The following is a 24,422-nucleotide window of genomic DNA, read 5'->3' as shown; positions in this document are numbered from 1 at the left end:
GTCCCAATTCTATGCGACTGATCGCCCTGCCCGCATTCGACGACAACTACATCTGGGCGCTGATCGCTGCAGATGGCCGCGCCATTATTGTCGACCCCGGTCAGTCCGAGCCGGTCCTGGCGGCCGCGCAGCACCAGGGCCTGGTGCCGAGCGCTGTCCTGCTGACCCACCACCACGGCGACCATATCGGCGGCGTTGCCGAGCTCCAGCAGCGCTGGCCGGACCTGGAGCTGTTCGGCCCGGCCGACGAACGCATCCCGGCGGACGCGCATCGGGTGGGTCACGGCGAGCGCTTGCGCCTGCTGGATGTCGAGTTCCAGGTGCTTGAGGTGCCCGGCCACACCCGCAGCCACATCGCCTTCGTCGCTGACGGTCACCTGTTCAGCGGTGATACCCTGTTCAGCCTAGGCTGTGGGCGGATGTTCGAAGGTACCGCTCCCCAGATGTTCGACTCGTTGCAGCGCCTGGCCTGCCTGCCTGGCGAAACGCTTGTGTGTTGCGGCCACGAATACACGATGGCCAACGCGGCCTTCGCGCTGCACGTCGATCCCACCAACGCTGCCTTGCAGCGCCGTCAACAGGAAGCCCAGGCCATGCGTCATGCAGCCCGTCCTACCCTGCCGATTTCGCTCAAGAGTGAACTGGCCACCAATCCGTTCTTACGCACCGGCCGCCCCGAAATCCGCGCTGCAGTGGCATCGCGCGCACCCGGCGCAATTTCCTCTGAAGTTGATGTTTTCGCCGAACTTCGGCGCTGGAAAGACGAATTTCGCGCATGAGGCGCATGGTTTTGGCAGTGCTGGCCGCCTGTTCGGCCATTGCACCGGCAGCCGCAACGCCCAACGACGCAAGCTCCGCACGCGCAAGTAGCCAGGTCGCGCAAGCCAGCGCGCCCAGCCTCCGCAACGGGCGCGAGATTTTTTCGGCCTTCCTCGACGGCCGCGCCGACCCGGGGTGCGACAGTGCGCATAGCGATGCCCGCTGGGAACAGCATTTTTCGCGCGCCCCGGCCCGCCTGGCAGACGACGCACAGGATGTCCTGCCTCTCTTCGGTTATGTCGTCGACGAGTTGCGCAAGGCCGACATGCCGACCGAATTTGCGCTGATTCCATTCGTTGAAAGCGGCTACCGCCCGGGGGCCCGCAACGGCAGCGGTCCTGCCGGCTTGTGGCAATTCATCGCGACCACCGCGCGCAACCACCAGGTGCCGGTCGGTGCGCAATACGACGGACGCCTGTCGGCGGTGGACTCCACCACTGCGGCGGTGCGCTATCTCAAGACCCTTTACGGCATGTTCGGCGGAGACTGGCGCCTGGCCCTGATGGCCTACAACGCCGGCGAGTACCGCGTGCTGCAAGCAATGCGCAGCGCCGGGATGAACGCGCAAAACGCACGCCCGTCCGAATTGCCGGGCATGTCCAAGGTCACCTACGACTATGTGGAAAAACTGCACGCACTTGCCTGCGTGCTCGATCACGCGCAACAGCAGGGCAACTTGCTGACTTCACTGGATCGCGAGGTACCCGTCCTCACCGAACATGCGTTGCCGGCAGGCACCAGCCTAAATGCCTGGGCTGGACAGCGCGCGATCGAGCCGCAAGTGCTCGCGCGCCTGAATCCCGCCCTCGCTGGCGCACGCGTTGCGCCGCGCGGTGTGCACGTGCTTGCGCCGCTTGCGCCGCCGCAGCCCGGCGCGAATAGCGCCGCGGTCGCATCTGCCCAGGTGGGAACTGGCGCCGCCAGCACTGCGGCACCGACCGCCGTCGCCTCTGCAGCCAGCAAAGCGTCGACCTCGCCGGCACGTACCCACACCGTGCGCAGTGGCGAATCGGCCTGGGCGATCGCACGCCGCTATGGCATCACCGTGACGACCCTGCTCGCCACCAACGGCCTGGACAAAAGCGCCATCCTGAAGCCTGGCATGGTGCTGTCGTTCGACGATTCGCCCTGAGTGACGCGCCGAGGGCCGGCGCACCTTGAACGTCGTCGTGGGCGCAGGCAGGCGGCCAGCAGCATGAGCGCGTCGATCCTGAACTTCGCTCACCAACCCAGCCGCCTTGGTCAGGCCGCTTCGGTCGCGAAAGATGGATGTCGAATGTGACCTGGGGCGCAGACGCACAGCTAGTACCTCCCGGGTGTCGCGCCGGAGAACCGACCTGGCGCTAGGTCTGCAAGCTGAGCTCCGACGAAATCGAAGCCTGCAGACCTCCACGCAATGCGCGCCATGACGTTAGCGATGCTCCCCGTTAGGTCAATCGTGCCTAGCCATTCAACTGACCCGGCCACCGGAGATCATCAGCGGTACACCTCGCATGTCTTTCAGGACCCCTGCCCGCGCGCGCCGTCGCACAATCGAGCGGTAAAGGCGGCGACTGCCACATCGTCAGGCGACTAGCCGACAACCCCGCGATTGGCGTACTGCAAGCGCAACTCCCTTGAGCCATCCGGGCACGCAAACGCTGCCGGCCAATCAATCCGCGCCGCACGGGAGTGTGACTGCGACAGGCGTCAGCCGGCCCGTTCTGCACGGCGAACGCCCAAAGAAAAAGCCCGGTTGCCCGGGCTTTTCTCTACCGATGATTATCCCACCTTAGAGCTGGGCCTCTTCGATCTGAATCTTGTAGCGCTTGCGCATTTCCTTGACATAAGCCTGCGCAGCGTTGTTTCCGTCGATCTGGCTCAACTGCTCGCGCAGCATCGTCTGCTGTTCGGCCGGCATCTGCTTCAGATCGCCCGGCGTCGCCTTGCTGATGACAAAGACAGCAAAGCGCCCGCCATCCAGCTCCACCTTGCCCACCGACGGCTTGCCTTCGGTCGGTCGCGGCGCGCTGAAGATCGCACGGTTCGCAGCCGGGGTCGGGATCGGCGCCGTCCGCGGCAGCCCCGGGATCGGCTGCACCTGCAACTTCTCGCTGTCGGCCAGCGCCTGCAGCGTCTCACCCTTTTGCACGCGTGCCAGCAAGGCGTCGGCAGCAGCCGCGGCGGCTTTCTCGGCACGGTCTGCACGGATTGCCGCGGTCACCTTGTCGCGCACCTTGTCCAACGGCAATGCCTGTTCGGCAGTGTGATTGGTCACACGCAACACCACGCTGTGGTTCGGCGCGATGGTGATGGGATCGCTCACGGTGCCGTCCTGCACCAGCGTTTCGGAAAACGCCGCGCGCAGCACAGCCGGGTTGGCGGCAACACCGCTGGCATCACTGCGCGAGAACGGCCCCAGCGTCTGCACCGGCAGGCCGACCTGCTTGGCCGCCGGCTCCAGTGCGGTGGGGTTTTTGTAAACCTGGTCCACCAACTTGCCACTGACATCGGCAAAGGCCTTGTCTGCGTCAGCCTTGAGCTGCTCGGCAGCGAGTTGGTCGCGCACCTGCTCGAACGACTTGCCCTGGCCGCCCTTGACCTCACGCAGCTGGATCACGTGATAGCCGAATTCGCTCTTGATCGGGCCGACCACCTCGCCAGCCTTCATCGAGAACAGCGCGTCCTCGAACGGCTTGACCATCGTGCCCTTCTCGACCCAGCCCAGGTCGCCGCCGGCATCCTTGGAGCCAGGGTCCTGCGAATTGGCTTTCGCCAGCGCAGCAAAGTCGGCACCCGGCTGCTTGGCCTCGGCAGCGAGCTTGGCAGCCTTCGCTTCGGCAGCCTTCTGCGCGGCGGCATCGGCGCCGGCACTGATCAGGATGTGCGACGCAAGGCGTTGCTCCGGCTCGACGAAGCGTGCCTTCTCGTCTTCATAACGCTTGCGCAGCGTGGCCTCGTCGGCCGCAGTGGCTGGCGGCATCGTGGCGGCGTTGAGTTCCACGTATTCGATCGTCACGGTTTCCGGCTGACGGAAATCCTGCGTATGCCCGTCGTACCATTGCTTGATCTGCGCATCGCTCACCGGCGCGGTGTCTGCGGCCGGTGGCGGCAGCATCGCCAGCTCCACATCGCGCGTCTCGCCCATCAGCTTGAGCAGGCGCTCGAACTCGGACTTGGTCGCAAAGCCGGACTCCGCCACCGCCTGTGGGATCACCGACTGCTGCAGGCTATCGCGCACCAGCGTGTCGAACTGCGCTGGCGTGCGCGGCGGCGTGCCCTGCGCGAGCGCAGCGCGGTACTGGTCGGGACTGAACTTGCCATCGACCTGGAATGCAGGAATGTTGGCAATGTAATCGCGCACGGTCGCATCACCGATGACGATTCCAGCGTCTTCCGCACCCAGTCGCACCACCTGTTCGTCGACCAGTTGGTCGAGCACCTGCAGCTTGTTTTCGCGGGATTCGAAGGTGCGCGGATCGAATTTCTCGCCCTGGCGCTGACGCTCCTGCATGCGCGCCTGCTCAAAGCGCGCGCGGAAATCCTGCGTGCTGATTTCGTGGTGCTGCCACAGCAACGAGACCGGCCACCACGACGGTGCCGATTTCCACCAGGTCGGCGGCGCCTGCACCTTGGCCACGTTGTTGGCGCCAATACCGCCGAGGTAGCTGTTGTCGATGACGAACAGGAATGGAATCATCAGCAACCCGAGGATGGCGGTAGCGATCCAGCCTGACGTCTTGTCGCGAAGTTTCTGCAGCATTGGCAAATCACGGCCTGTGGGCGAGCCGCGCAGTGTAACGCGCTTGGCGCCAAGCACCCAGCCCAATGCCCGTGACGACGGCGTGGCGCATCAGTTGATCCAGGGTGAACAGCGCCCACTCGGGCCACAGACCGAAGCACCGTCAAACGCAGCGGCACGTGCCGCTGCCCGATGCGCAACAGCACGCGACGACGCCACGACCAATGGACCCACACCCGCCAACCGACAGTCAAAAAAAACCCCCGACACAAGGCCGAGGGCTTCGTATAACTGGCGGAGCGGACGGGACTCGAACCCGCGACCTCCGGCGTGACAGGCCAGCATTCTAACCAGCTGAACTACCGCTCCGCTTTAAACTTGGACATCTGCCTCCACTCCATTCGCATCACGAATGTCGTGGAGAAAACGAAGCCCCCAATTGCTCAGGGGCTTTGCGTGTAACTGGCGGAGCGGACGGGACTCGAACCCGCGACCTCCGGCGTGACAGGCCAGCATTCTAACCAGCTGAACTACCGCTCCGCGCTTGAAACATTTGCCTGGTGCTTAATGGTGGGTGCTGAGGGTTTCGAACCCCCGACCCTCTCCGTGTAAGGGAGACGCTCTACCGCTGAGCTAAGCACCCTAGCGAGTCGATTAGTTTACTGCATCCTTCAGGGCTTTACCAGCCTTGAATGCAGGATTCTTCGAAGCAGCGATCTTGATGCTGTCGCCGGTCTTCGGATTGCGGCCGGTGCGCTCGGCGCGCTCACGGACCTGGAAGGTACCGAAGCCAACGAGGGTGACGGCGTCGCCCTTCTTCAGTGCCTTGGTGATTTCGCTCACAACCGCGTCAACAGCACGGCCAGCTTCAGCCTTGGAGATGTCAGCGGCAGCGGCAACGCCATCGATCAATTCGGTTTTATTCATTCTTGAAACTCCCTTTGCGGCAGATGCCGCGGAATCGACAATCGGCGCTCTTGCCCTAAGCGAAGAACCCGACACAAGTGGTATCGCATGACGCATCACATTTTGCCGCGCCCACGAGTCGTGCATTTATACCAGCGCCCCCAACAGCACGCAAGCCAAAACCCAATAACGACGCGGGTTTTGGCTTGTTTTGGCTAGGCTTAGACAGCCCTCGTTAGTGCTTGACGCGGGTACCCGGTGTGCTACGCGACTTGCCGCGCACGGTCACCCGCGAAGCCGCCTTGCGGGCCTTTTCCTTGCCGGCCTTCTTCGGCGCGAGCGGACGTTCCAGTGCCAGGTCCAGCACCTCGTCGATCCACTTCACCGGCACGATCTTCAGATCGCGGGTCACGTTCGGAGGGATGTCGGCCAAGTCCTTGCGGTTCTCGTCCGGGATCAGCACGGTGCGGATGCCACCGCGCAGGGCCGCCAGCAACTTCTCCTTCAAGCCACCGATCGCCGATACCCGTCCGCGCAGGGTGATCTCGCCGGTCATCGCCACATCGGCGCGAATCGGCACCCGCGTCAGCACCGACACCAGCGAGGTCACCATCGCGATACCTGCGCTTGGGCCATCCTTGGGCGTGGCGCCGTCGGGCACATGCACATGCACATCCTGCTTCTGCAGGAAATCCACATCGATGCCGAGCCGCTCGGCGCGCGAACGCACCACCGACAATGCCGCCGATGCCGATTCCTTCATGACATTGCCGAGCTGGCCGGTGAGGATCAGGTTGCCCTTGCCCGGCACCAACGTGGACTCGACCTGCAGCAGTTCGCCGCCGACTTCGGTCCATGCCAGACCCGTGACCAGACCGATCTCGTTTTCTTCTTCGGCACGGCCGAAGTCGAAACGACGCACGCCCAGATACTTGTCGAGATTCTTCGCATTGACGGTGACCAGCGCCTTTGGCTTGCCCTTCTTGGCAACCGCCTTCTTGGCCGCCGGCTGCGGACCTGCGAGCGCAATTTCCTTGACCACCTTGCGGCAGATCTTGGCCACCTCGCGCTCGAGGTTACGCACGCCCGACTCTCGCGTGTAATACCGCACGATGTCCTGGATCGCATCGCTGGCGATCTCGATCTCTTCCGGCTTCAAGCCGTTGGCCTTGATCTGCTTGGGCATCAGATAGCGCGTGGCAATGTTGAGCTTCTCGTCCTCGGTGTACCCGGGGATGCGGATCACTTCCATGCGGTCCAGCAACGGGCCCGGGATATTGAGCGAGTTGGAGGTGGCGACGAACATCACCTCCGACAGGTCCAGATCGACCTCCAGATAATGGTCGTTGAACGAGTTGTTCTGCTCCGGGTCCAGCACCTCCAGCAATGCCGACGACGGGTCGCCACGGAAGTCCATCGACATCTTGTCGATTTCGTCCAGCAGGAACAGCGGATTCTTGCTGCCGACCTTGTTGAGGTTCTGCACCAGGCGGCCCGGCATCGAACCGACATAGGTCCGGCGGTGGCCACGGATTTCGGCCTCGTCGCGAATGCCGCCCAGGCTCATACGCACGAACTTGCGGTTGGTCGCCTTGGCGATCGACTGCCCGAGCGAGGTCTTGCCCACGCCCGGCGGCCCGACCAGGCACAGGATCGGCCCCTTCATCTGCTTCACGCGCGACTGCACGGCCAAGTATTCAAGGATGCGCTCCTTGACCTTGTCCAGGCCGTAGTGATCGGCGTCCAGCGTATCTTCGGCAACCTTGAGGTCCTTGCGCACCTTGGTGCGCTTCTTCCACGGCACGCCCAGCAGCCAGTCCAGGTAGTTGCGCACCACGGCCGCCTCGGCGGACATCGGCGACATCTGCTTGAGCTTGTTGAGCTCGGCCTTGGCCTTGGTCTCGACCGGCTTGGGCATGCCCGACTCGGCGATCTTGCGCGCCAGCTCTTCCAGCTCGCCGGGCGCATCGTCCAGGTCGCCCAGTTCCTTCTGGATCGCCTTCATCTGCTCGTTGAGGTAGTACTCGCGCTGGCTCTTTTCCATCTGCGACTTGACCCGGCCGCGGATGCGCTTTTCCAGCTGCTGCACGTCGATTTCGCCATCCACCAGACCGACCAGCAATTCCAGCCGTTCTCCGGTGTCGGTGATTTCCAGCAGACGCTGCTTGTCGGCCAGACGCACACCGATGTGGGCGGCGATGGTGTCCGCCAGGCGGCCCGGCTCATCGATGCCCGACAAGGTCTGAAGCAGCTCTGGCGGCAGCTTGCGATTGGTCTTGACGTACTGTTCGAACAGCGACATCAGCGACCGCGCAATCGCTTCCACCTCGCGCGGCTCGCGCGCGTCGCTGGCCTCGATTTCGGTGCCCTGCCCCTGCAATGCGCCGTCCTGCTCGACAACCTTGTCCACGGTGACCCGCGACAGACCCTCGACCAGCACCTTGATGGTGCCATCGGGGAGCTTGAGCAACTGCAGCACCTGCGCCAGGGTGCCGACGGTATACAGGTCGCCGGCAGCCGGGTCGTCGGTCTCGGCCGACTTCTGCGCCACCAACAGGATGCGCTTGTCCGCTTCCATGGCTTTTTCCAGCGCGCGCATCGACTTGTCGCGGCCGACGAACAGCGGGATCACCATGTGCGGAAACACCACCACGTCGCGCAGCGGCAACACTGGCAGATCGAGAATTTCTGGTTGGGACTGGGCCATGGGGCACTCCGCAGGAATGGGGGTTTTTGGGGCAGTAAAAAGCCGATGGCCCCGTTATGGGGCCATCGGCGAGGTGTTGCAAGTAGCGTTCGGAAAGCGGTTATCCGCCAGCGAGGCCGAGGCCCGGCGAGGCGGCCAACAGACTCAGTCCCCGGACGCAGCCTTGGCGGGAGCCGGTTGCGCCTGGTAGATCAGATACGGCTCGGACTTGTGCTCGATCACCGACTCGTCCACCACGACCTTGCTGACGTTTTCCTGCGACGGCAGCTCGTACATGGTGTCCAGCAGCACCGATTCGACGATGGTGCGCAGCCCGCGGGCGCCGGTCTTGCGCTTGAGCGCCTTCTTGGCGATCGCCGAAAGGGCATCGGGGCGGAACTCCAGCTCCACGCCTTCCATGTCGAACAACTTCTTGAACTGCTTGGTGATGGCGTTCTTGGGCTCGGTCAGGATCTTGATCAGCGCCGGCTCATCGAGCTCTTCCAGCGTGGCGACCACCGGCAGACGGCCGACGAACTCGGGAATCAGGCCGAACTTGATCAGATCTTCCGGCTCGACTTCGGCCAGGATCTTGCCCACTTCCTGCTTGCGCTCGCTGCTCTTGACCTTGGCACCGAAGCCAATGCCGCCAGCGTCGTTGGAACGCTGCTGAATAACCTTGTCCAGCCCGGCGAATGCACCGCCGCAGATGAACAGGATGTTCTTGGTATCGACCTGCAGGAATTCCTGCTGCGGGTGCTTGCGGCCGCCCTGCGGCGGCACCGAAGCCACCGTGCCTTCGATCAGCTTCAGCAGCGCCTGCTGCACGCCTTCGCCGGACACATCGCGGGTGATCGACGGGTTCTCGCTCTTGCGCGAGATCTTGTCGATTTCGTCGATGTAGACGATGCCCTGCTGCGCCTTCTCGACGTCGTAATCGCACTTCTGCAGCAGCTTCTGGATGATGTTTTCCACGTCCTCGCCGACATAGCCGGCTTCGGTGAGCGTGGTGGCATCGGCGATCGTGAACGGCACATTGAGCAGGCGCGCCAGCGTTTCGGCCAGCAGCGTCTTGCCCGAACCGGTCGGACCGACCAGCAGGATGTTGGATTTCGCCAGCTCGACGTCATCGTTCTTGCTGCGGCTCTCGATACGCTTGTAGTGGTTGTACACCGCCACCGCGAGCGTGCGCTTGGCGCGCAGCTGCCCGATCACGTATTGATCCAGCACCTCGAGAATCTCGCGCGGCTTGGGCAGGCTGGAACGTGCCGACTGCGCCTTCTCTTCGAGTTCCTCGCGGATGATGTCGTTGCACAGCTCAACGCACTCATCGCAGATGAATACGCTGGGACCGGCAATCAGCTTACGGACTTCATGCTGACTCTTACCGCAGAACGAGCAGTAGAGAATCTTGTTGCTGTCGCCGGAACGACCTTGGCGGTCTTCGCTCATGCTTCTGTTACCCAGTTACCCCACCCGATGCACGGGGGTTCGATTTCGAGAATAGCACAGGGTCGGGAGGACATTCGCCCCGCCCGACCCTGCCGGTTTTTCCTGCAATTTCAATAACTTGACGATCAAGACGGCTGGATCGACTCTTCCGGACGACGTTCAAGCACCTGATCCACCAGGCCGTAGGCCTGCGCATCGACCGCGCTCTTGAAGTTGTCGCGTTCGGTGTCGCGCGCGATGGTCTCCAGCGATTGGCCGGTGTGCTTGGCCAGGATCTCGTTCAGGCGCGAACGCAGGGTCAGGATCTCGCGCGCATGGATATCGATATCGGTCGCCTGGCCCTGGAAGCCACCCAGCGGCTGATGGATCATCACGCGCGAATTCGGCAACGCGTAGCGCTTGCCGGCCGCACCCGAGGCCAGCAGCAGCGCGCCCATCGAGGCGGCCTGGCCGACGCAGATGGTGCTGACGTCCGGCTTGATGTACTGCATGGTGTCGTAGATCGCCATGCCGGCAGTGACCACGCCACCGGGCGAATTGATGTAGATGCTGATGTCCTTTTCCGGGTTATCCGCTTCCAGGAACAGCAGCTGGGCCACGATCACGTTGGCCATATGGTCGTCGATCGGACCGACCAGGAAGATCAGACGCTCCTTCAGCAGACGCGAGTAGATGTCGTACGCACGCTCGCCACGGCTGGTCTGCTCGACCACCATGGGCACCAGGTTCAGGGCTTTGGTCACAATGCTCATCAGTCTTCCCGTTGTGGCAGCGGCCTGTGCCGCTGCCGGTGTTCGCCATCCGCCCCCCCAAGCTGCGGGCGCGGTTCTTCTCTTACTGCCGGATCAGACGCGGATGGCGTCCTGGAACGACAGCGACTGCTCGGTGTGCTGGGCGCGCTCGGCGATCCAGTCGATCACCTGCTCTTCCATCACGCGGCTCTGCAGCCCGTTCATCAGTTGGGGGTCGTTGCGATACATCTCAATGACCTGTTCCGGCTCTTCGTAGGTCGAAGCGATCAGACGCAGCGTTTCGCTGACGCGCTTGGATTCCAGGCGCAATTCGTTGCGGCGCGCCACCTCGCCCACCAGCAGACCGACCAGCACGCGCTTGGCGGCGGCATCCATGAATCCCTGGTGCGCATCGGCCGGCACCTGACCCGGATCGCGACCGCTGCGGCGGACCTGCTCGACCTGCTGGGCCAGCATCGAACGGGCTTCGTTCTCGACCAGGCGCGGCGGCATTTCGACATGCGCGTAGGCGGCAATCAGCTGCTCGCCCACTTCGCGGCGCAGACGGTTCATCAGCGCGCCCTTGAGTTCGCGCTCCAGGTTGGTGCGGATATCGGCGCGGAACTGCTCGGCATCGCCGCTCTTCACGCCGAAGCTCTTGATGAACTCCTTGTCCACTGCCGGCAACACCGGCTCGGAGACTTCGACCGCCTTGACGTGCACCTGCACGGTCTTGCCCGCCAGCTGCGGGACGCGCCATTCGGCAGGAAAATCGACGGTCAGGGTCTTTTCTTCACCCTTGGTCAGGCCTTCCAGGCCCTTTTCGATCTGGTCGAACATCACGCCCGAACCCAGCACGCTGCTGCCGGTCTCCACGCCTTCGGCGGGCAGACGCTCGTCGCCAGCCTGCGACCAGGTCTCCAGCGCCACCAGGTCGCCGACCTGCGCACCGCGCTCGACCGGATTCCAGGTGCGGCGCTGCAGGCGCAGGTTCTCGATCATCTGGTCGATGTCGGCATCGGTCACTTCAGCGGTCGCACGCACCACCGACAGCTTGGTCACGTCGATGTCGCCGAAATCCGGTACCACTTCGAAGGTGGCGACGAAGTCGAAATCGGTCTCGCCCTGATCGATACGCGGGTTGCCGGCCAGGCGCAGCGAATGCTCGCGGACGGCCGAATCGAAGGTCTCACGCAGCAGGCCTTCCATCGCCTCGGCACGCACCTGCTGACCGAAGCGCTGCTCGATCACCTTGGTCGGCACCTTGCCGGGACGGAAGCCCTTGATGCGCGTGGTCCGCGCAAGCTCGCGCAGGCGGCCCCCGACGTGCGTCTCCAGGCGCTCCTGCGGCAGGGTGAAGGTCAGGCGGCGTTCCAGATTGCCGGTGGATTCGATCGATGCTTGCATGTTGACTCCTGCCACCGACAGCGCACAGCGTCGGCACGAGATGGAAGATGCGGGTTGACGGATGGCGAGAATGCCGCCGAGCCTTGTAGTTTCGCCGATAACGGCGGCCGCTGCCAGCGGCATGCGCGCAGCGGCGTTACGGACACAAGCGAGCGGTTTGCAGGAAGTGCAGCGGCCGGAACCCACACGGCCGCGCGGCATTGGTGCGAAAGGGGGGACTCGAACCCCCACGCCTTACGGCGTCAGAACCTAAATCTGGTGCGTCTACCAATTCCGCCACTTTCGCAATGCCGTAGATGCCCGGCTATTGTTGCAGGGATGCCGGTAAAGAAAAAGCGCTGCGAGGCCTGGGCGCGTGATGTCCGCAGGGCACGAGCTGCTTCGCGCGGTGACTTGAGGCTCCATGCAATGCAGAGGGCCATCGGCGGCCGGCCCACCCGCCCGACTGAATGCAGACAAAGCCCATTCGCTGCCAGCACGTTGCAGCCGGATTTGAGAAAATTTCGTTAATTTCCGCGTGAAATCAGCACTTGCGATGACAGCCCAATATCGCCAGACCGTGGCACTGTCACGTGATTGCATCGAAGAGATCGACCCGGATGAGCGAATCACGTCGCCCCCCCCTCAACGGGCTGGTCGGACTCGGGGCCAGTTTTGCGGATCAGCGAAGCCAGACGCCTGCGTTGCGGGCCTTGCACGGGGGCGCTGGCGAGTGACGTGGCTGCTTCCTGCAACTTCTTGTAGATCGCGCAGAGCACGGCGCGCGACGCGCTCAGCACAGCCATGACGTGGCCCCGCAATGGCGCACCGCGAGACTTCTGGCATCGCTGAAGAACTGACCCGGCTCGATCCCTGACGGCGACTGCGGCAAGCGCGCTCCAGCCAGGCGTTCGATGTTGAGCGTTGCCCCAAAGGCGTTGAAAAGCCGCTATCCAACCGGACCAGACATGGGCGGTGCCGGCGCTATCGCCAAGCTGCAACAGCGTGGTCGCGACGCCGAGTTATCGCTGGCCTCGATTCTTTCAAAGCAGCCCCAACGAGCGCACCCTGTTTTTGGTCCTGGAAAAAGAAAAGCACCTAGGCGGCTGCCTAAGTGCTTTTATTTGGTGGGCCGTCAAGGATTCGAACCTTGGACCTATTGATTAAGAGTCAACTGCTCTACCAACTGAGCTAACGGCCCTGAAACTGGTCGCACATTGTATGTGCATTTTTGCTTCGTTGCAACACCCCGTGACACATGGGGTCAAACATTCCTGCAATTTCCCGTCATCAGTGGGGTGGCTGAGGGGACTCGAACCCCCGACATCTGGAATCACAATCCAGTACTCTAACCAGCTGAGCTACAGCCACCACTGAAAACCTGCTTCCTACCGTACCGCCGATGGCGCGCCCGACAGGACTCGAACCTGTAACCGCCGGCTTAGAAGGCCGGTGCTCTATCCGGTTGAGCTACGGGCGCCCGGACCGAACTTCGCATTCCCACGCCGTCGAAAGCTCGGAATGGTCGGGGTAGAGGGATTCGAACCCCCGACATCCTGCTCCCAAAGCAGGCGCGCTACCAGACTGCGCTATACCCCGGCGGGACCTTTCAATCCCGAAGGCTCGAAAGGTCGGCTATTTTGGGAATGATTGGCCTCGCTGTCAATCACCCTGTGTAAGTTGAACGATCAGCTATCCTCGCAACCACGTTCGCCAGTAGGGTGAGCACTATTTTCATGGAGAACACGCATGCGTAGCGGTAACCCTGCCCTTCGGGAATCCACATTTCTCGACTCCGGCTCCGGCTCGATCGTCACCCGCGACGGTCAGGCGATGACCCTCAACGGCACGGTCAACAAGACCGGCGCGTTGTTGCTGATGGCGGTGATCACCGCCGCCTTCGCGTGGTCGCAATCGATCGGCTCCGATGGCATGCCGCTGCCTGTCGCGCGCATCTACATGATCGCCGGCGCGATCGGCGGCCTGGTGTTCGCACTGGCTACCTGCTTCAAGCCGACCTGGGCACCGATTACGGCGCCGCTATATGCATTGATCGAAGGCTTCTTCCTCGGCTCGATCTCGGCAGTGTACGAAGCACGCTTCAACGGCATCGTGTTCCAGGCCATCCTGCTCACCTTCGGCACCCTGTTCGCGCTGCTGTTTGCGTATCGCAGCGGAATGATCAAGGCCACCGAAAACTTCAAGCTGGGCGTGGTCGCAGCCACCGGCGGTATCGCGCTGGTCTATCTGGCGACCATCGTGCTGGGCCTGTTCGGTGTGCGCATCCCTTTCATCCACGACTCGGGCCTGATCGGCATCGGTTTCAGCCTGTTCGTGGTGGTGGTGGCGGCGTTGAACCTGGTGCTGGACTTCGACTTCATCGAGAGCGGCGTCGAGCAAGGCGCGCCCAAGCACATGGAGTGGTACGGCGCATTCGGCCTGATGGTGACGCTGGTGTGGCTGTACATCGAGTTCCTGCGCCTGCTATCGAAGCTGCAGTCGCGCAATTGAGCTGGGATTCGGGATTCGGGAATCGCAACGGCGGCTCCCCTCGCTTGAACGCGTGACACTGGCGTCGAGCGACCGGTTTCCAACAAAAAGAAAGGGCGCCTAGGCGCCCTTTCTTTTTGTGCAAATCTGCCAGGCGCTCAGAGGCGGCTGGCGATGGCCTTGGCGAAGCCCATGGTGTTGCCGGTGCCGCCCAGGTCGGGGGTCAGCGAATCCTTGGCCTCCAGGGTGGCGACGATGGCTTCGCGCAGGCGCTCGGCATTCTGCGGCTGACCGATGTGGTCCAGCATCTGCGCCGCGCCCAGCAGCAGCGCGCACGGGTTTGCCTTGCCCTGCCCTGCGATATCCGGCGCCGAGCCGTGCACGGCTTCGAAGATCGCCGCGTCCAGGCCGATGTTGGCGCCCGGGGCCAGGCCCAGGCCGCCGACCAGGCCGGCGCACAGATCGGAGATGATGTCGCCGAACAGGTTGGTGGTCACGATGATGTCGAACTGCTCCGGACGCATCACCAGCTGCATGCAGGTGTTGTCGACGATCATTTCCTGGAATTCGATCTCCGGGTACTGCGCGGCCACATCGCGTGCCACCTTCAGGAACAGGCCCGAGGTCGACTTGATGATGTTGGCCTTGTGCACGGCGGTGACCTTCTTGCGGCCGGTGCTCTTGGCCAGCTCGAAGGCGTAGCGCACGATGCGCTCGGAGCCCTTGCGGGTGATCCGGGTGCCGGAGAACGCGGTCTCGCCATCCTCTGACACGGTCTGGCCTTCGCTCAGGTACGCGCCTTCGGTGTTCTCGCGCACCGTGATCAGGTCCACGCCGTCGGCGAAGCGCGACTTGGTGTTCGGGAACGACTTGGCCGGACGCACGTTGGCGTACAGGTCGAACTTGCGACGCATGGCGACGTTGATCGAGCTGAAACCCTCGCCGACCGGCGTGGTCAGCGGGCTTTTCAGCGCCACCTTGTTCTTGGTGATCGACGCCAGAGTGGACTCAGGCAGCAGATCGCCGTGCTTTTCCAGCGCAACCAAGCCGGCGTCGGCGTATTCGTAGGTCAGGCCAGCCTGCAGCGCGTCGAGCACGAACAGCGTGGCATCCATGATCTCCGGGCCGATGCCGTCGCCGCGGATGACCGTGATTGTCTGCGTCATAACGTTGGGTTTCCGAACTTGAAGGGGGGAGCGCCAGCCGCAATACCCGGCAGAGCGGCGCAAGGAGGTTTCACGGGCAATTATGCCCGATGCCGGTGAAGGCGCCCAAACCGACCTTGGTCTAAGGGCCACCATCCAACGACTGCGTGGCCAGGAAGCCGGTGCACGGAATCGGCATGGATCCATCCTCCGCGCACTGCGGTTGCTCCATGCCGCCCACACCGCCTGACGACTGCCCGCTATGTTTTCGCAGCCATCAAGAGCCGCTGGCGCCCAAACGCAACGCGCCGCCTGATCGGGCGGCGCGTGTCCTGCTCGCTTTTACTAATCCCGAATCCCCCACTTCCGCCTCAGCACCACACTCAGTCGTGTGCGTGCTGGGCCGGCACTTGTGCACCGCCTTCGAGCTGGTCCAGGAAATCCACCGCGCGGCGAAGATGCGGGATGACAATGGAGCCGCCGACCACCAGGCCGACCGAGAAGGTTTCGAAGAACTCTTCCCGGCTCACGCCGGCTTCCTTGCACTGGGCCACGTGATAGCTGATGCAGTCGTCGCAGCGCAGCACCATCGAGGCGACCAGGCCGAGCAGTTCCTTGGTCTTCACGTCCAGCGCGCCGGCCTGGTAGGTCTGCGTGTCGAGCGCGAAGAACCGGCGCACCACCTGGTTCGGCTCGGCCAGGATGCGCTGGTTCATGCGCTGACGAAATTCGGTGAACTCGCGCAGGCGGTCGGCGCTGCCGTCGTCGGAACCACTCATGCCTGGCCGCCCGCGCTGCCGGCCAGCAGCGGCTCGAGCTTGCCGGCACGATGCATGGCCATCATGTCGTCGTAGCCGCCCACGTGGACGTCGCCGACGAAGATCTGCGGCACGCTGGTGCGCTTGGCCAGGGCAATCATCCTGTCGCGCTCGGCCGGGTCCAGGTCGATCCGCACCTCGGTCCAGGTCTTGCCCTTGCTCTTGAGGAAGTTCTTGGCCGCCACGCAATACGGGCAGATGGCGGAGGAATACAGGGTGATCTGCGGGCCGGAGGCCGCGTCCTGATCGGTATGGTCTTGGCTCACGGGAAACTCCGTGGTTGGTGTGAGGTCTGACACATGGTACCGGGCGACTGGAATTTCCATGTCGTCACCGCAACACTGTGGGTTAACCGATGATTCACGCCTCTGCGCCGGGCTGCCCGCATGCTCCGCGCATCACCTGGGAGTTCCACTTGCGCCTGCTACCGCTCGCCACTGCCCTCACGCTGGCCGTTGCCATGGGTGTGGCACCTGCGCAGGAAAGCCGCCTGCCCGATATCGGTTCGTCGGCCGGCGAGTTGCTGACCCCGGCCCGCCAGACCGAATATGGCCGGATGATGCTGGCCGAGTTGCGCAACTACGACTACGTGCTGGACGACCCGCTGATCACCGACTGGCTGCAGACCATGGGCACCCGGCTGGGCGCCAACAGCGACCAACCGCAGCAGCCGTTTACGTTTTTCATGCTGCGCGACCGCCAGATCAACGCATTCGCCACGCTGGGTGGCTACATCGCCGTCAATGCCGGGCTGGTGTTGACCGCCGAGCGCGAGGACGAAGTGGCGGCGGTGCTGTCGCACGAGATCGCCCACGTCACCCAGCAGCACGTGCTACGTGGAGTGGAGCGCGCGCAGCGCGACCAGATTCCGATCCTGCTCGGCATGCTGGCGGCGGTGGTGGCAGCGCAGCAGGCCGGGGGCAACTCCAAGGGTGACGCCACCATGGCCACCATCACCAGCGCGATGGGGCTGATGCAGCAGCGGCAGATCGACTACACCCGCTCCAACGAGTCCGAAGCCGACCGGCTGGGCATCCGCACGTTGGCGCGCAGCGGCTACGACGTGGACGCGATGGCAGGCTTCTTCGAGCGCATGTCGGTGGCGATGCGTGCCAACGAGGGCGGCTACAGCGCGCCGGATTTCCTGCAGACCCACCCGGTGACCGTCACCCGCATCAGCGAAGCCAAGTCGCGCGCCGAGCAGATGAAGAAGAACACCGTGGTCCTGACGACCTCGGTGCCGGGCGGGACGCGCCAGGAGCGCGTCGACCCGGCCGACCCATCGCTGTCGGAGCCGCTCAGCCGCAATGGCAACGCGCTGCTCCCTTACGCGCTGCGGTTGCCGGTGGATGCGCTCAGCCGCGGCGCCGACCAACAGGGTTTCGATTGGGCCAAGGAGCGCCTGCGCGTACTCAGCGCCGCCACGCCGGATGCGGCCATTCGCGAGTACGAAAACCTGCGCCGCAGCGCCAAACACGGCTTGAGCGATCCGCAGCGCTACGGCCTGGCGCTGGCGCGGCTGCGCAACAGCGGCGGGCGGCCGGGCGAGCCGGTGGCCGAGCTGACCAGCCTGCTCCAGGCGCATCCGGACAATTTGTGGCTGGCGCTGGGCCTGAGCGAGGCGCAGGCGCGCGTGGGTCCGCGAGAAACGGCCAATGCCCGCTTCGATGCGCTGCTCAAGCAATTACCCAACAACCGCGCGGTCGCGCTGACCTATGCCACTGCGCTCAACGAGCAGGCCAGCAAGGAGTCCGGCCAGCGCGCGCGCCAGGTGCTGGAGCCGTTGTTGCACCGGAGCAGCGACGACCCGCTGCTGCAGCAGAGCTACGCGCGTGCCTGCGAGCTGTCCGGCGACCCATTGCGCGCCAGCGAAGCGTATGCGGAGGCTGCGTTCTTGAACGGCCGCGCCGAACAGGCATTAATCCAGCTGGAAGCACTGAAAAAGAAGGATCTCGACTATGTGACACGGGCGCGCGTGGATGCGCGCATTGCCGCGATCACCCCAACCGTGCTGGAGCTGCGTCGCCAGGGTATCCGCGACCCGGATTTGTCCACGCGCTGATCGCCGATGCATCGCCGGCTGTTCACGACGGAAGGTTATCGCGCGGCCGCCCGCCGGTAACGGAACTGCCCAGTCCGCTTCACGCCCCACAGCCGCCGCGCAGGCGCCTTCGGCGATGTCACATTAGAGTCACAAAACCGTAGTCTACTGGCGATCAACCAAAGCCAGACGGTAAGCCCCGCGTGCAGAAACGCATTCTGATCGTCGATGACGAACCCGCGATCCGCGACATGGTGGCGTTCGCGCTGCGCAAAGGCGAGTTCGAGCCCATCCATGCCGGCGACGCCCGCGAGGCGCAGACCGCCATCGCCGACCGTGTGCCGGACCTGATCCTGCTGGACTGGATGTTGCCGGGCACCAGCGGGCTGGACCTGGCAAGGCGCTGGCGCAAGGAGCAGCTCACTCGCGAGATTCCGATCATCATGCTCACCGCGCGCGGCGAAGAAAACGACCGCGTCGGCGGCCTGGAAGCCGGCGTCGACGATTACGTGGTCAAGCCGTTCTCTGCACGCGAGCTGCTGGCGCGCATCCGCGCGGTGATGCGGCGCACCCGTGAAGACGACGAAGACGGCAGCGTGGCGGTAGGCAAGCTGCGCATCGACGGCGCCGCGCACCGGGTGTTCGCCGGCGATGCGCCGGTGCCGATCGGCCCGACCGAATATCGTCTGCTGCACTTTTTCATGACACACCCCGAGCGCGTGTATACGCGCACCCAGCTGCTGGACCATGTCTGGGGTGGCAGCGTGTATGTGGAAGAGCGCACCATCGACGTGCATATCCGCCGCCTGCGCAAGACGCTGGAACCGTTCGGGCTGGAAAACATGGTGCAGACCGTGCGTGGCTCGGGCTATCGTTTTTCCTCGGCGACCTGACGTGCCGCAAAGCCGCCCGGCCGCACACCGGTCGGGCGGCTGCCTACCTGACGCTTCGTGGTAACGCCTTCCATGCCTCAACACATCCGTTCCGCCTGGCTCAAGACGCTGGGCACCCTCGCGCTGTTGTTGGGCGCTGCCGTCGTGGCAGGCGTGCTGATCGGGCATGTGTGGATGGCACTGACGCTCACCGCCCTGGGCGTGCTGGCCTGGCATTACTGGCGGCTGCGCCAGGTGCTGCGCCGGCTCACTGCACGCCAGCGTGCCGAGCCGGCGGCGGGGATCGGCGCCTGGAACGAACTGGACCGGCTGCTGTATCGCAGCCAGGCCGAAATGCGCGCACGCAAGCGCCGCCTGATCGAAATGTTGCGCACCTACCGCGCCGCGGCGCAGGCGCTGCCGGATGCGGTGGTGGTCGTGGATCGCAACAGCCAGCGCGTGCAGTGGTTCAACAAGGCAGCCGGCGGTTTGCTCGGCCTGCACCATCCCGGCGACATGGGCGTGTCGATCGTGGAGCGGCTGCAGCCGTTGCCGCTGGCGCACTGGCTGGCGGCCGGGCGCAACGCCGAGCCGATGCTGGATGCCGCCTCGCCGGCAGACCCGAATCTGCGCCTGAACCTGCGCCTGATCCCCTACTCCGACGACTACTGGCTGCTGGTGGCGCGCGATGTCAGCAAGCTGCTGCGGCTGGAACAGGTGCGCCGCGATTTCGTGGCCAACGTCTCGCATGAACTGCGTACCCCGCTGACGGTGGTGCACGGGTATCTGGACATGCTCGATCCGGAAGACTTTCCCGATTCGGGCCCGATGCTGGCGGAAATGCGCAAGCAATCGCAACGCATGGCGCAGCTGGTCGAAGACCTGCTGACGCTGTCGCGGCTGGAATCGCAGGAAGAACTCGGCGAAGAACACGTGGCGATGGCGCCCATGCTGTCGACCTTGCGCCGCGAGGCCGAGGCGCACAGCCAGGGCCGCCACACCGTGGAGGTGATCGACGAGGCCGGTGTGGACCTGCTCGGCTCCAACAAGGAGCTGCACAGTGCGTTTTCCAATCTGGTCACCAATGCGGTGCGCTACACGCCCGGCGGCGGCACGGTGACGATCCGTTTCGTGCGCGAAGGCGACGGTGCGGCGCTGGCCGTGCGCGACACCGGCTATGGCATCCCCGCCTCGCACCTGCCGCGCATCACCGAACGCTTCTACCGGGTGTCCAGCAGCCGCTCGCGCGAGAGCGGCGGCACCGGGCTGGGACTGTCGATCGTCAAGCACATCCTGGGGCTGCACCAGGCGCGCCTGGATATCGAAAGCGAAGTGGGACGCGGCAGCGAATTCTCGTGTCATTTCGTACCTGCGCGCGTCGTGCAGCGCGAGCAATCGGTGCCACTGTCACGCTCGGCGTGATATGTAGTCAGTGCGCGCCGCAGCGCGCTGCGATGGACGCGTCTGCCACGCGCCGCATTGCCTGCGTTGCGCGACCCAGGCAATTACACAACCCGTCTTGACGATCGATTCCATGGGCCACGCCAAAGAACTGCACGACATCACACCCGGCGACGACGTCGCCACCGATCCGTTGCGTGATCCGGCGCTGTACATCAACCGCGAGCTGTCGCAACTGGACTTCAACTTCCGGGTGCTGGCGCAGGCGCTCGACGAGCAGGTGCCATTGCTGGAACGGCTGCGCTTCCTGTGCATCTCGTGCACCAACCTGGACGAGTTCTTCGAAATCCGCGCAGCTACCGTGCGGCACGCACAGGAGTTCGGGCTGCCGCCGGCGCCGGACGGGCTGAGCCCGACCGCCATCCTCAACGCGGTGCACGATCGCGCCGCCAAATTGGTCGAGCAGCAGTACCACGCGTGGAACGAGGTGCTGCGGCCGGCGATGGAAGACGCAGGCGTTGCCGTGCTCAGCCGTTCGGCATGGACCGCGCGCCAGAAACGTTGGCTGCGTGCGTATTTCCGCAACGAGATCATGCCGGTGCTGTCGCCACTGGGCCTGGACCCTGCGCACCCGTTCCCGAAGATCCTCAACAAGACCTTGAACATCGTGGTGGTGCTGGAAGGCCAGGACGCGTTCGGACGCGCCGGGCATCTGGCCATCGTGCGCGCACCGCGTTCGCTGCCCCGCATCATCCAGCTGCCGGCAAGCCTGTCGCCGGAGGGCACGCAGAGCTTCGTGTTCCTGTCCTCGGTGTTGTCCGAATTCGTCGACGAGCTGTTCCCGGGCATGCAGGTGATGGGCTCGTATCAGTTCCGCGTCACCCGCAATTCCGAACTGGTGGTGGACGAGGAAGAAGTCGAGAACCTGGCGCTGGCCCTGCGCGATGAACTGGTCACGCGCGGCTACCGGCCGGCGGTGCGACTGGAGATCGCGCACGATTGCCCGGCACCGATCCTGCGCACCTTGTTGCAGAATTTCGGCCTGAACGAGAACGCGGTCTACCGCATCGCCGGGCCGGTCAACTTGAGCCGCGTCACGCAGGTCTACGACCTGGTACAGCGCCCCGAACTCAAGTACCCCTCGTTCAATCCGCGCACCTTGCGCGACAGCGAGGGCATCTTCGAGATCGTCAAGAAAGGCGATGTGTTGCTGCATCACCCCTTCGATGCGTTTACCGCGGTGCTGGACGTCATCCGCCAGGCCGCGGTCGACCCGAACGTGCTGGCGATCAAGCAGACGCTGTACCGCACCGGCAAGGATTCGTTGATTGTCGATGCGCTGATTCTGGCCGCGCGCAACGGCAAGGACGTCACCGTGGTGGTGGAGTTGCGTGCGCGCTTCGATGAAGAAGCCAACCTGGGCCTGGCCGACAAACTGCAGGAAGCCGGCGTGCAGGTGGTCTACGGCGTGGTCGGCTTCAAGACCCACGCCAAGATGCTGCTGATCGTGCGCCGCGAGGGCCGCAAGCTCAAACGCTACGTGCACCTGGGCACCGGCAATTACCACAGCGGCACCGCGCGCCTGTATACCGACATCAGCCTGATCACCGCCGATGCCGAAATCGGCAACGACGTGCACATGCTGTTCCAGCAGTTGTCCGGGCTTGCGCCGCGCATGAAGCTGGACCAGTTGCTGCAGTCGCCGTTTACGCTGCATGCCGGCGTGTTGAAGCGGATCGATCGCGAGACACGGCTGGCCCGCAAGGGTCGCCCGGGCCGCATCATCGCCAAGATGAACGCCCTCAACGAACCGCAGGTGGTGCGTGCGTTGTACACGGCGTCGCAGGCCGGGGTGCAGATCGATCTGATCGTGCGCGGGGCCTGCACGCTGCGCCCCGGGGTGCCAGGGGTGTCCGACAACATCCGCGTGCGTTCGATCGTGGGCCGCTTTCTGGAACATAGCCGCGTGTACTGGTTCGGCAACGACGGGGCCGCCGAGTTGTACTGCGCCAGTGCCGACTGGTTGGAACGCAATCTGCTGCGGCGGGTGGAGACCTGCTTCCCGATCCTGGAACCGGACCTGGCCAAACGCGTCTACCGTGAGGTGCTGCAGAACTATCTGGACGACAACGTCAGCGCGTGGGAGCTGGACGCCGAGGGCGTGTACCACAAGCGCACGCCTGCCCCGGGCGAGCCGGCGCATTCGGCGCAGATGACCTTGCTCGAGCGGATCTGAGCGCTCATTGCCGCACGCCAGGTGGCAAGCCGCTTGCGCAGGCATGCGGCATACCCATTACGGCGACTGACCGTCCGCTTCCAGCGCTTGGCAATACCGATCGCGTGCGCGGTCGGCTGGGCGCACGCACGGCCTCTCACGTGGCCAACAGCCCATCGGCTACCATGCGGCCATGCCAATGCCCTCCCCCACGATTCCGCCCCTGCGCGATGGCGATTTTCTTGCCGCCATCGACCTAGGCTCCAACAGTTTCCACATGGTCATTGCGCGCTACCTGATGGGTCAGCTGCGCGTCGTCGATCGCCTGCGCGAGACCGTGCGCATGGCCGATGGCCTGGATGGCAAAGGTGGGCTCTCCAACGAAGCGCGCCAACGCGCACTGGAATGCCTGGCGCGTTTCGGCCAGCGCATTCGCGACGTGCCTTCGCTGCGCGTGCGTGCGCTGGCGACCAACACGGTGCGTCAGCTGCGTTCGCCGCAAGCGTTTTTGATGCCGGCCGAAACCGCGCTGGGCCATGCGATCGAAGTGGTCAGCGGGCGCGAGGAAGCACGCCTGATCTATCTGGGCGTGGCGCATGCGCAACCGCCCAAGCCCGACCAACGCCGGCTGGTGATCGACATCGGAGGCGGCTCGACCGAGTTCATCATCGGCCGCGGGTTTCAGACGCTGGAACGCGAGAGTCTGCAGGCCGGATGCATTGCCAGCACGCGGCGGTTTTTTCCCGGCGGCAAATTGTCCAAGAAGAAATGGAAGGACGCGCTGACCGAGATCGGCGCCGAGTTCCAGCAGTTCGCCGGCCAGTACAAGGCGCTGGGCTGGCATGAGGCGATCGGCTCGTCCGGCACGCACAAGGCCATCGGCGAGATGTGCGCGGCGATGAAGCTGACCAAGGGCGCGATCACCGCGCAGGCGCTGCCGGCGCTGCGCGAGGAGTTGCTCAAGGCCAAGCGTATCGAAGACATCCAGCTACCCGGCCTGGCGGCCGAACGGCGGCCGATCATCGCCGGCGGCATCCTGGTGCTGGAAGCGGCGTTCCAGGCGCTGGGCTTGGAGAAACTGATGGTCAGCAAGGCGGCGATGCGCGAAGGCATCCTGTACGACATGCTTGGCCGTGGCGGGGAAAACGACCCGCGCGACAGTTCGGTGACCTCGCTGATGCAGCGTTACGGCATCGACGAAGTACAGGCGCAGCGCGTGGAAGCGACCGCCTGCCGCCTGTTCGACCAGGTCTGCGAATCCTGGCAACTGGATGGCGACGATGCGCAGGTGCTGCGTCGCGCCGCGCGCCTGCACGAGCTGGGGCTGATCATCGCGCACAGCCAATACCACGTGCACGGTAGCTACATCCTGGAGCATTCGGATATCGCGGGTTTTTCGCGACAGGAACAGCAAGTGCTGGCCTCGCTGGTGCGCACGCACCGCCGCAATGTGCCCAAGACCGCTTTCGATGCATTGCCCGACCGCCTGTTGCTGCCGACCCGGCGCAAGGCCGCGCTGCTGCGACTGGCGGTATTGCTGCACCGCGCACACGAGGCGGATCCGATTCCGACCCTGGAACTCACCGCCGACGACACCCGGCTATCGCTGATCCTGTCGCAAAGCTGGATCGACTCGCGCCCGCTGCTGCGCGCCGATCTGATCGGCGAAGTCGAGAGCATGGCCGGGCTGGGAATTGCGTTCAAACCGTTTGTGACCTGAGGCCTGCGGCCTCAGGCGG

General features: G+C 64.3%; 17 protein-coding genes and 8 tRNA genes. 8 read left to right on the top strand and 17 right to left on the bottom strand.

Going from position 1 to position 24,422, the window contains the following annotated elements:
- Window positions 1-11 precede the first annotated feature (11 nt).
- Both gloB and FLG15_RS04985 read left to right on the top strand, forming a co-directional pair.
- Window positions 12-779, top strand: coding sequence for a hydroxyacylglutathione hydrolase (gloB, locus tag FLG15_RS04990; protein WP_057679775.1), 768 nt, complete (start codon window positions 12-14; stop codon window positions 777-779).
- Entirely contained in the window at window positions 776-1,951 is a 1,176-nt protein-coding gene (locus tag FLG15_RS04985; protein WP_150145606.1) for a lytic transglycosylase domain-containing protein, read from the top strand. Before gloB ends, FLG15_RS04985 begins: the two co-directional genes overlap by 4 nt.
- Window positions 1,952-2,590: 639 nt before the next feature.
- Here the strand turns inward: FLG15_RS04985 and FLG15_RS04980 are convergent.
- The 14 genes from FLG15_RS04980 to FLG15_RS04910 all read right to left on the bottom strand — a co-directional run bounded on the left by FLG15_RS04980 (window position 2,591) and on the right by FLG15_RS04910 (window position 13,300).
- The gene (locus tag FLG15_RS04980) at window positions 2,591-4,561 is read right to left on the bottom strand and encodes a peptidyl-prolyl cis-trans isomerase (RefSeq protein WP_017159639.1); all 1,971 of its coding nucleotides are present in this window, start codon (window positions 4,559-4,561) and stop codon (window positions 2,591-2,593) included.
- 271 nt (window positions 4,562-4,832) lie between these two features.
- Window positions 4,833-4,909, bottom strand: a tRNA-Asp gene (locus FLG15_RS04975).
- Between the two features lie 94 nt (window positions 4,910-5,003).
- A tRNA-Asp gene (locus FLG15_RS04970) sits at window positions 5,004-5,080 on the bottom strand.
- Window positions 5,081-5,108: 28 nt separating this feature from the next.
- Window positions 5,109-5,183, bottom strand: a tRNA-Val gene (locus tag FLG15_RS04965).
- Window positions 5,184-5,194: 11 nt separating this feature from the next.
- Complete coding sequence (gene hbs / locus FLG15_RS04960) at window positions 5,195-5,467, bottom strand: non-specific DNA-binding protein Hbs (protein ID WP_002806049.1); 273 nt, start codon at window positions 5,465-5,467, stop codon at window positions 5,195-5,197.
- 214 nt (window positions 5,468-5,681) lie between these two features.
- Complete coding sequence (lon, locus tag FLG15_RS04955; protein ID WP_017158121.1) at window positions 5,682-8,153, bottom strand: endopeptidase La; 2,472 nt, start codon at window positions 8,151-8,153, stop codon at window positions 5,682-5,684.
- Window positions 8,154-8,297: 144 nt separating this feature from the next.
- Window positions 8,298-9,584: an ATP-dependent Clp protease ATP-binding subunit ClpX gene (gene clpX, locus FLG15_RS04950; RefSeq protein ID WP_003483788.1), complete on the bottom strand. Its 1,287-nt coding sequence runs from the start codon at window positions 9,582-9,584 to the stop codon at window positions 8,298-8,300.
- A 125-nt stretch (window positions 9,585-9,709) separates the two neighbouring features.
- A complete protein-coding gene (gene clpP / locus FLG15_RS04945) occupies window positions 9,710-10,336 on the bottom strand; it encodes an ATP-dependent Clp endopeptidase proteolytic subunit ClpP (RefSeq protein WP_002806026.1) in 627 nt (208 codons plus the stop codon).
- Between the two features lie 93 nt (window positions 10,337-10,429).
- Entirely contained in the window at window positions 10,430-11,722 is a 1,293-nt protein-coding gene (gene tig / locus FLG15_RS04940; RefSeq protein ID WP_005913863.1) for a trigger factor, read from the bottom strand.
- Between the two features lie 201 nt (window positions 11,723-11,923).
- Window positions 11,924-12,008: transfer RNA gene (locus tag FLG15_RS04935), tRNA-Leu, on the bottom strand.
- Between the two features lie 818 nt (window positions 12,009-12,826).
- Window positions 12,827-12,902 (bottom strand) — tRNA-Lys (locus tag FLG15_RS04925).
- Between the two features lie 93 nt (window positions 12,903-12,995).
- Window positions 12,996-13,072, bottom strand: a tRNA-His gene (locus FLG15_RS04920).
- 32 nt (window positions 13,073-13,104) lie between these two features.
- Window positions 13,105-13,181: transfer RNA gene (locus tag FLG15_RS04915), tRNA-Arg, on the bottom strand.
- Between the two features lie 42 nt (window positions 13,182-13,223).
- Window positions 13,224-13,300: transfer RNA gene (locus FLG15_RS04910), tRNA-Pro, on the bottom strand.
- A 150-nt stretch (window positions 13,301-13,450) separates the two neighbouring features.
- Between FLG15_RS04910 and FLG15_RS04905 the strand changes: the two genes are divergently transcribed.
- Window positions 13,451-14,212 carry a Bax inhibitor-1/YccA family protein gene (locus FLG15_RS04905; protein ID WP_017158117.1) on the top strand — a complete coding sequence of 254 codons (762 nt, stop codon included), beginning with the start codon at window positions 13,451-13,453 and terminating at the stop codon, window positions 14,210-14,212.
- Window positions 14,213-14,349: 137 nt separating this feature from the next.
- On the opposite strand, the gene FLG15_RS04900 is transcribed toward FLG15_RS04905, so the two are convergent.
- The 3 genes from FLG15_RS04900 to grxC all read right to left on the bottom strand — a co-directional run bounded on the left by FLG15_RS04900 (window position 14,350) and on the right by grxC (window position 16,420).
- Window positions 14,350-15,357, bottom strand: coding sequence for an isocitrate dehydrogenase (locus FLG15_RS04900; RefSeq protein WP_003483762.1), 1,008 nt, complete (start codon window positions 15,355-15,357; stop codon window positions 14,350-14,352).
- 362 nt (window positions 15,358-15,719) lie between these two features.
- Entirely contained in the window at window positions 15,720-16,115 is a 396-nt protein-coding gene (locus FLG15_RS04895; protein ID WP_057678605.1) for a carboxymuconolactone decarboxylase family protein, read from the bottom strand.
- Window positions 16,112-16,420: a glutaredoxin 3 gene (grxC, locus tag FLG15_RS04890; protein WP_017158114.1), complete on the bottom strand. Its 309-nt coding sequence runs from the start codon at window positions 16,418-16,420 to the stop codon at window positions 16,112-16,114. Before grxC ends, FLG15_RS04895 begins: the two co-directional genes overlap by 4 nt.
- 149 nt (window positions 16,421-16,569) lie before the next feature.
- On the opposite strand from grxC, the gene FLG15_RS04885 reads away from it, so the two are divergent.
- The 5 genes from FLG15_RS04885 (at window position 16,570) to ppx (ending at window position 24,403) form a co-directional block, all read left to right on the top strand.
- On the top strand, window positions 16,570-18,216 hold the full coding sequence (locus tag FLG15_RS04885) for a M48 family metalloprotease (protein ID WP_150147557.1): 1,647 nt from the start codon (window positions 16,570-16,572) through the stop codon (window positions 18,214-18,216).
- A gap of 182 nt (window positions 18,217-18,398) precedes the next feature.
- Window positions 18,399-19,088, top strand: coding sequence for a phosphate regulon transcriptional regulator PhoB (phoB, locus tag FLG15_RS04880; protein WP_003483753.1), 690 nt, complete (start codon window positions 18,399-18,401; stop codon window positions 19,086-19,088).
- A 72-nt stretch (window positions 19,089-19,160) separates the two neighbouring features.
- On the top strand, window positions 19,161-20,489 hold the full coding sequence (gene phoR, locus FLG15_RS04875; protein WP_057678603.1) for a phosphate regulon sensor histidine kinase PhoR: 1,329 nt from the start codon (window positions 19,161-19,163) through the stop codon (window positions 20,487-20,489).
- A gap of 112 nt (window positions 20,490-20,601) precedes the next feature.
- The gene (gene ppk1, locus FLG15_RS04870; RefSeq protein WP_017158111.1) at window positions 20,602-22,704 is read left to right on the top strand and encodes a polyphosphate kinase 1; all 2,103 of its coding nucleotides are present in this window, start codon (window positions 20,602-20,604) and stop codon (window positions 22,702-22,704) included.
- A 178-nt stretch (window positions 22,705-22,882) separates the two neighbouring features.
- Window positions 22,883-24,403 (top strand): exopolyphosphatase, encoded by a 1,521-nt coding sequence (gene ppx, locus FLG15_RS04865; RefSeq protein ID WP_180301572.1) that lies wholly within the window; start codon window positions 22,883-22,885, stop codon window positions 24,401-24,403.
- The last annotated feature ends 19 nt before the right edge of the window (window positions 24,404-24,422 follow it).

Origin of the sequence: Xanthomonas phaseoli pv. dieffenbachiae (genome assembly GCF_008639345.1) — a bacterium.
Taxonomy (GTDB): Bacteria; Pseudomonadota; Gammaproteobacteria; order Xanthomonadales; family Xanthomonadaceae; genus Xanthomonas; species Xanthomonas phaseoli.
This window is presented reverse-complemented; position numbering and strand designations above follow the sequence as displayed.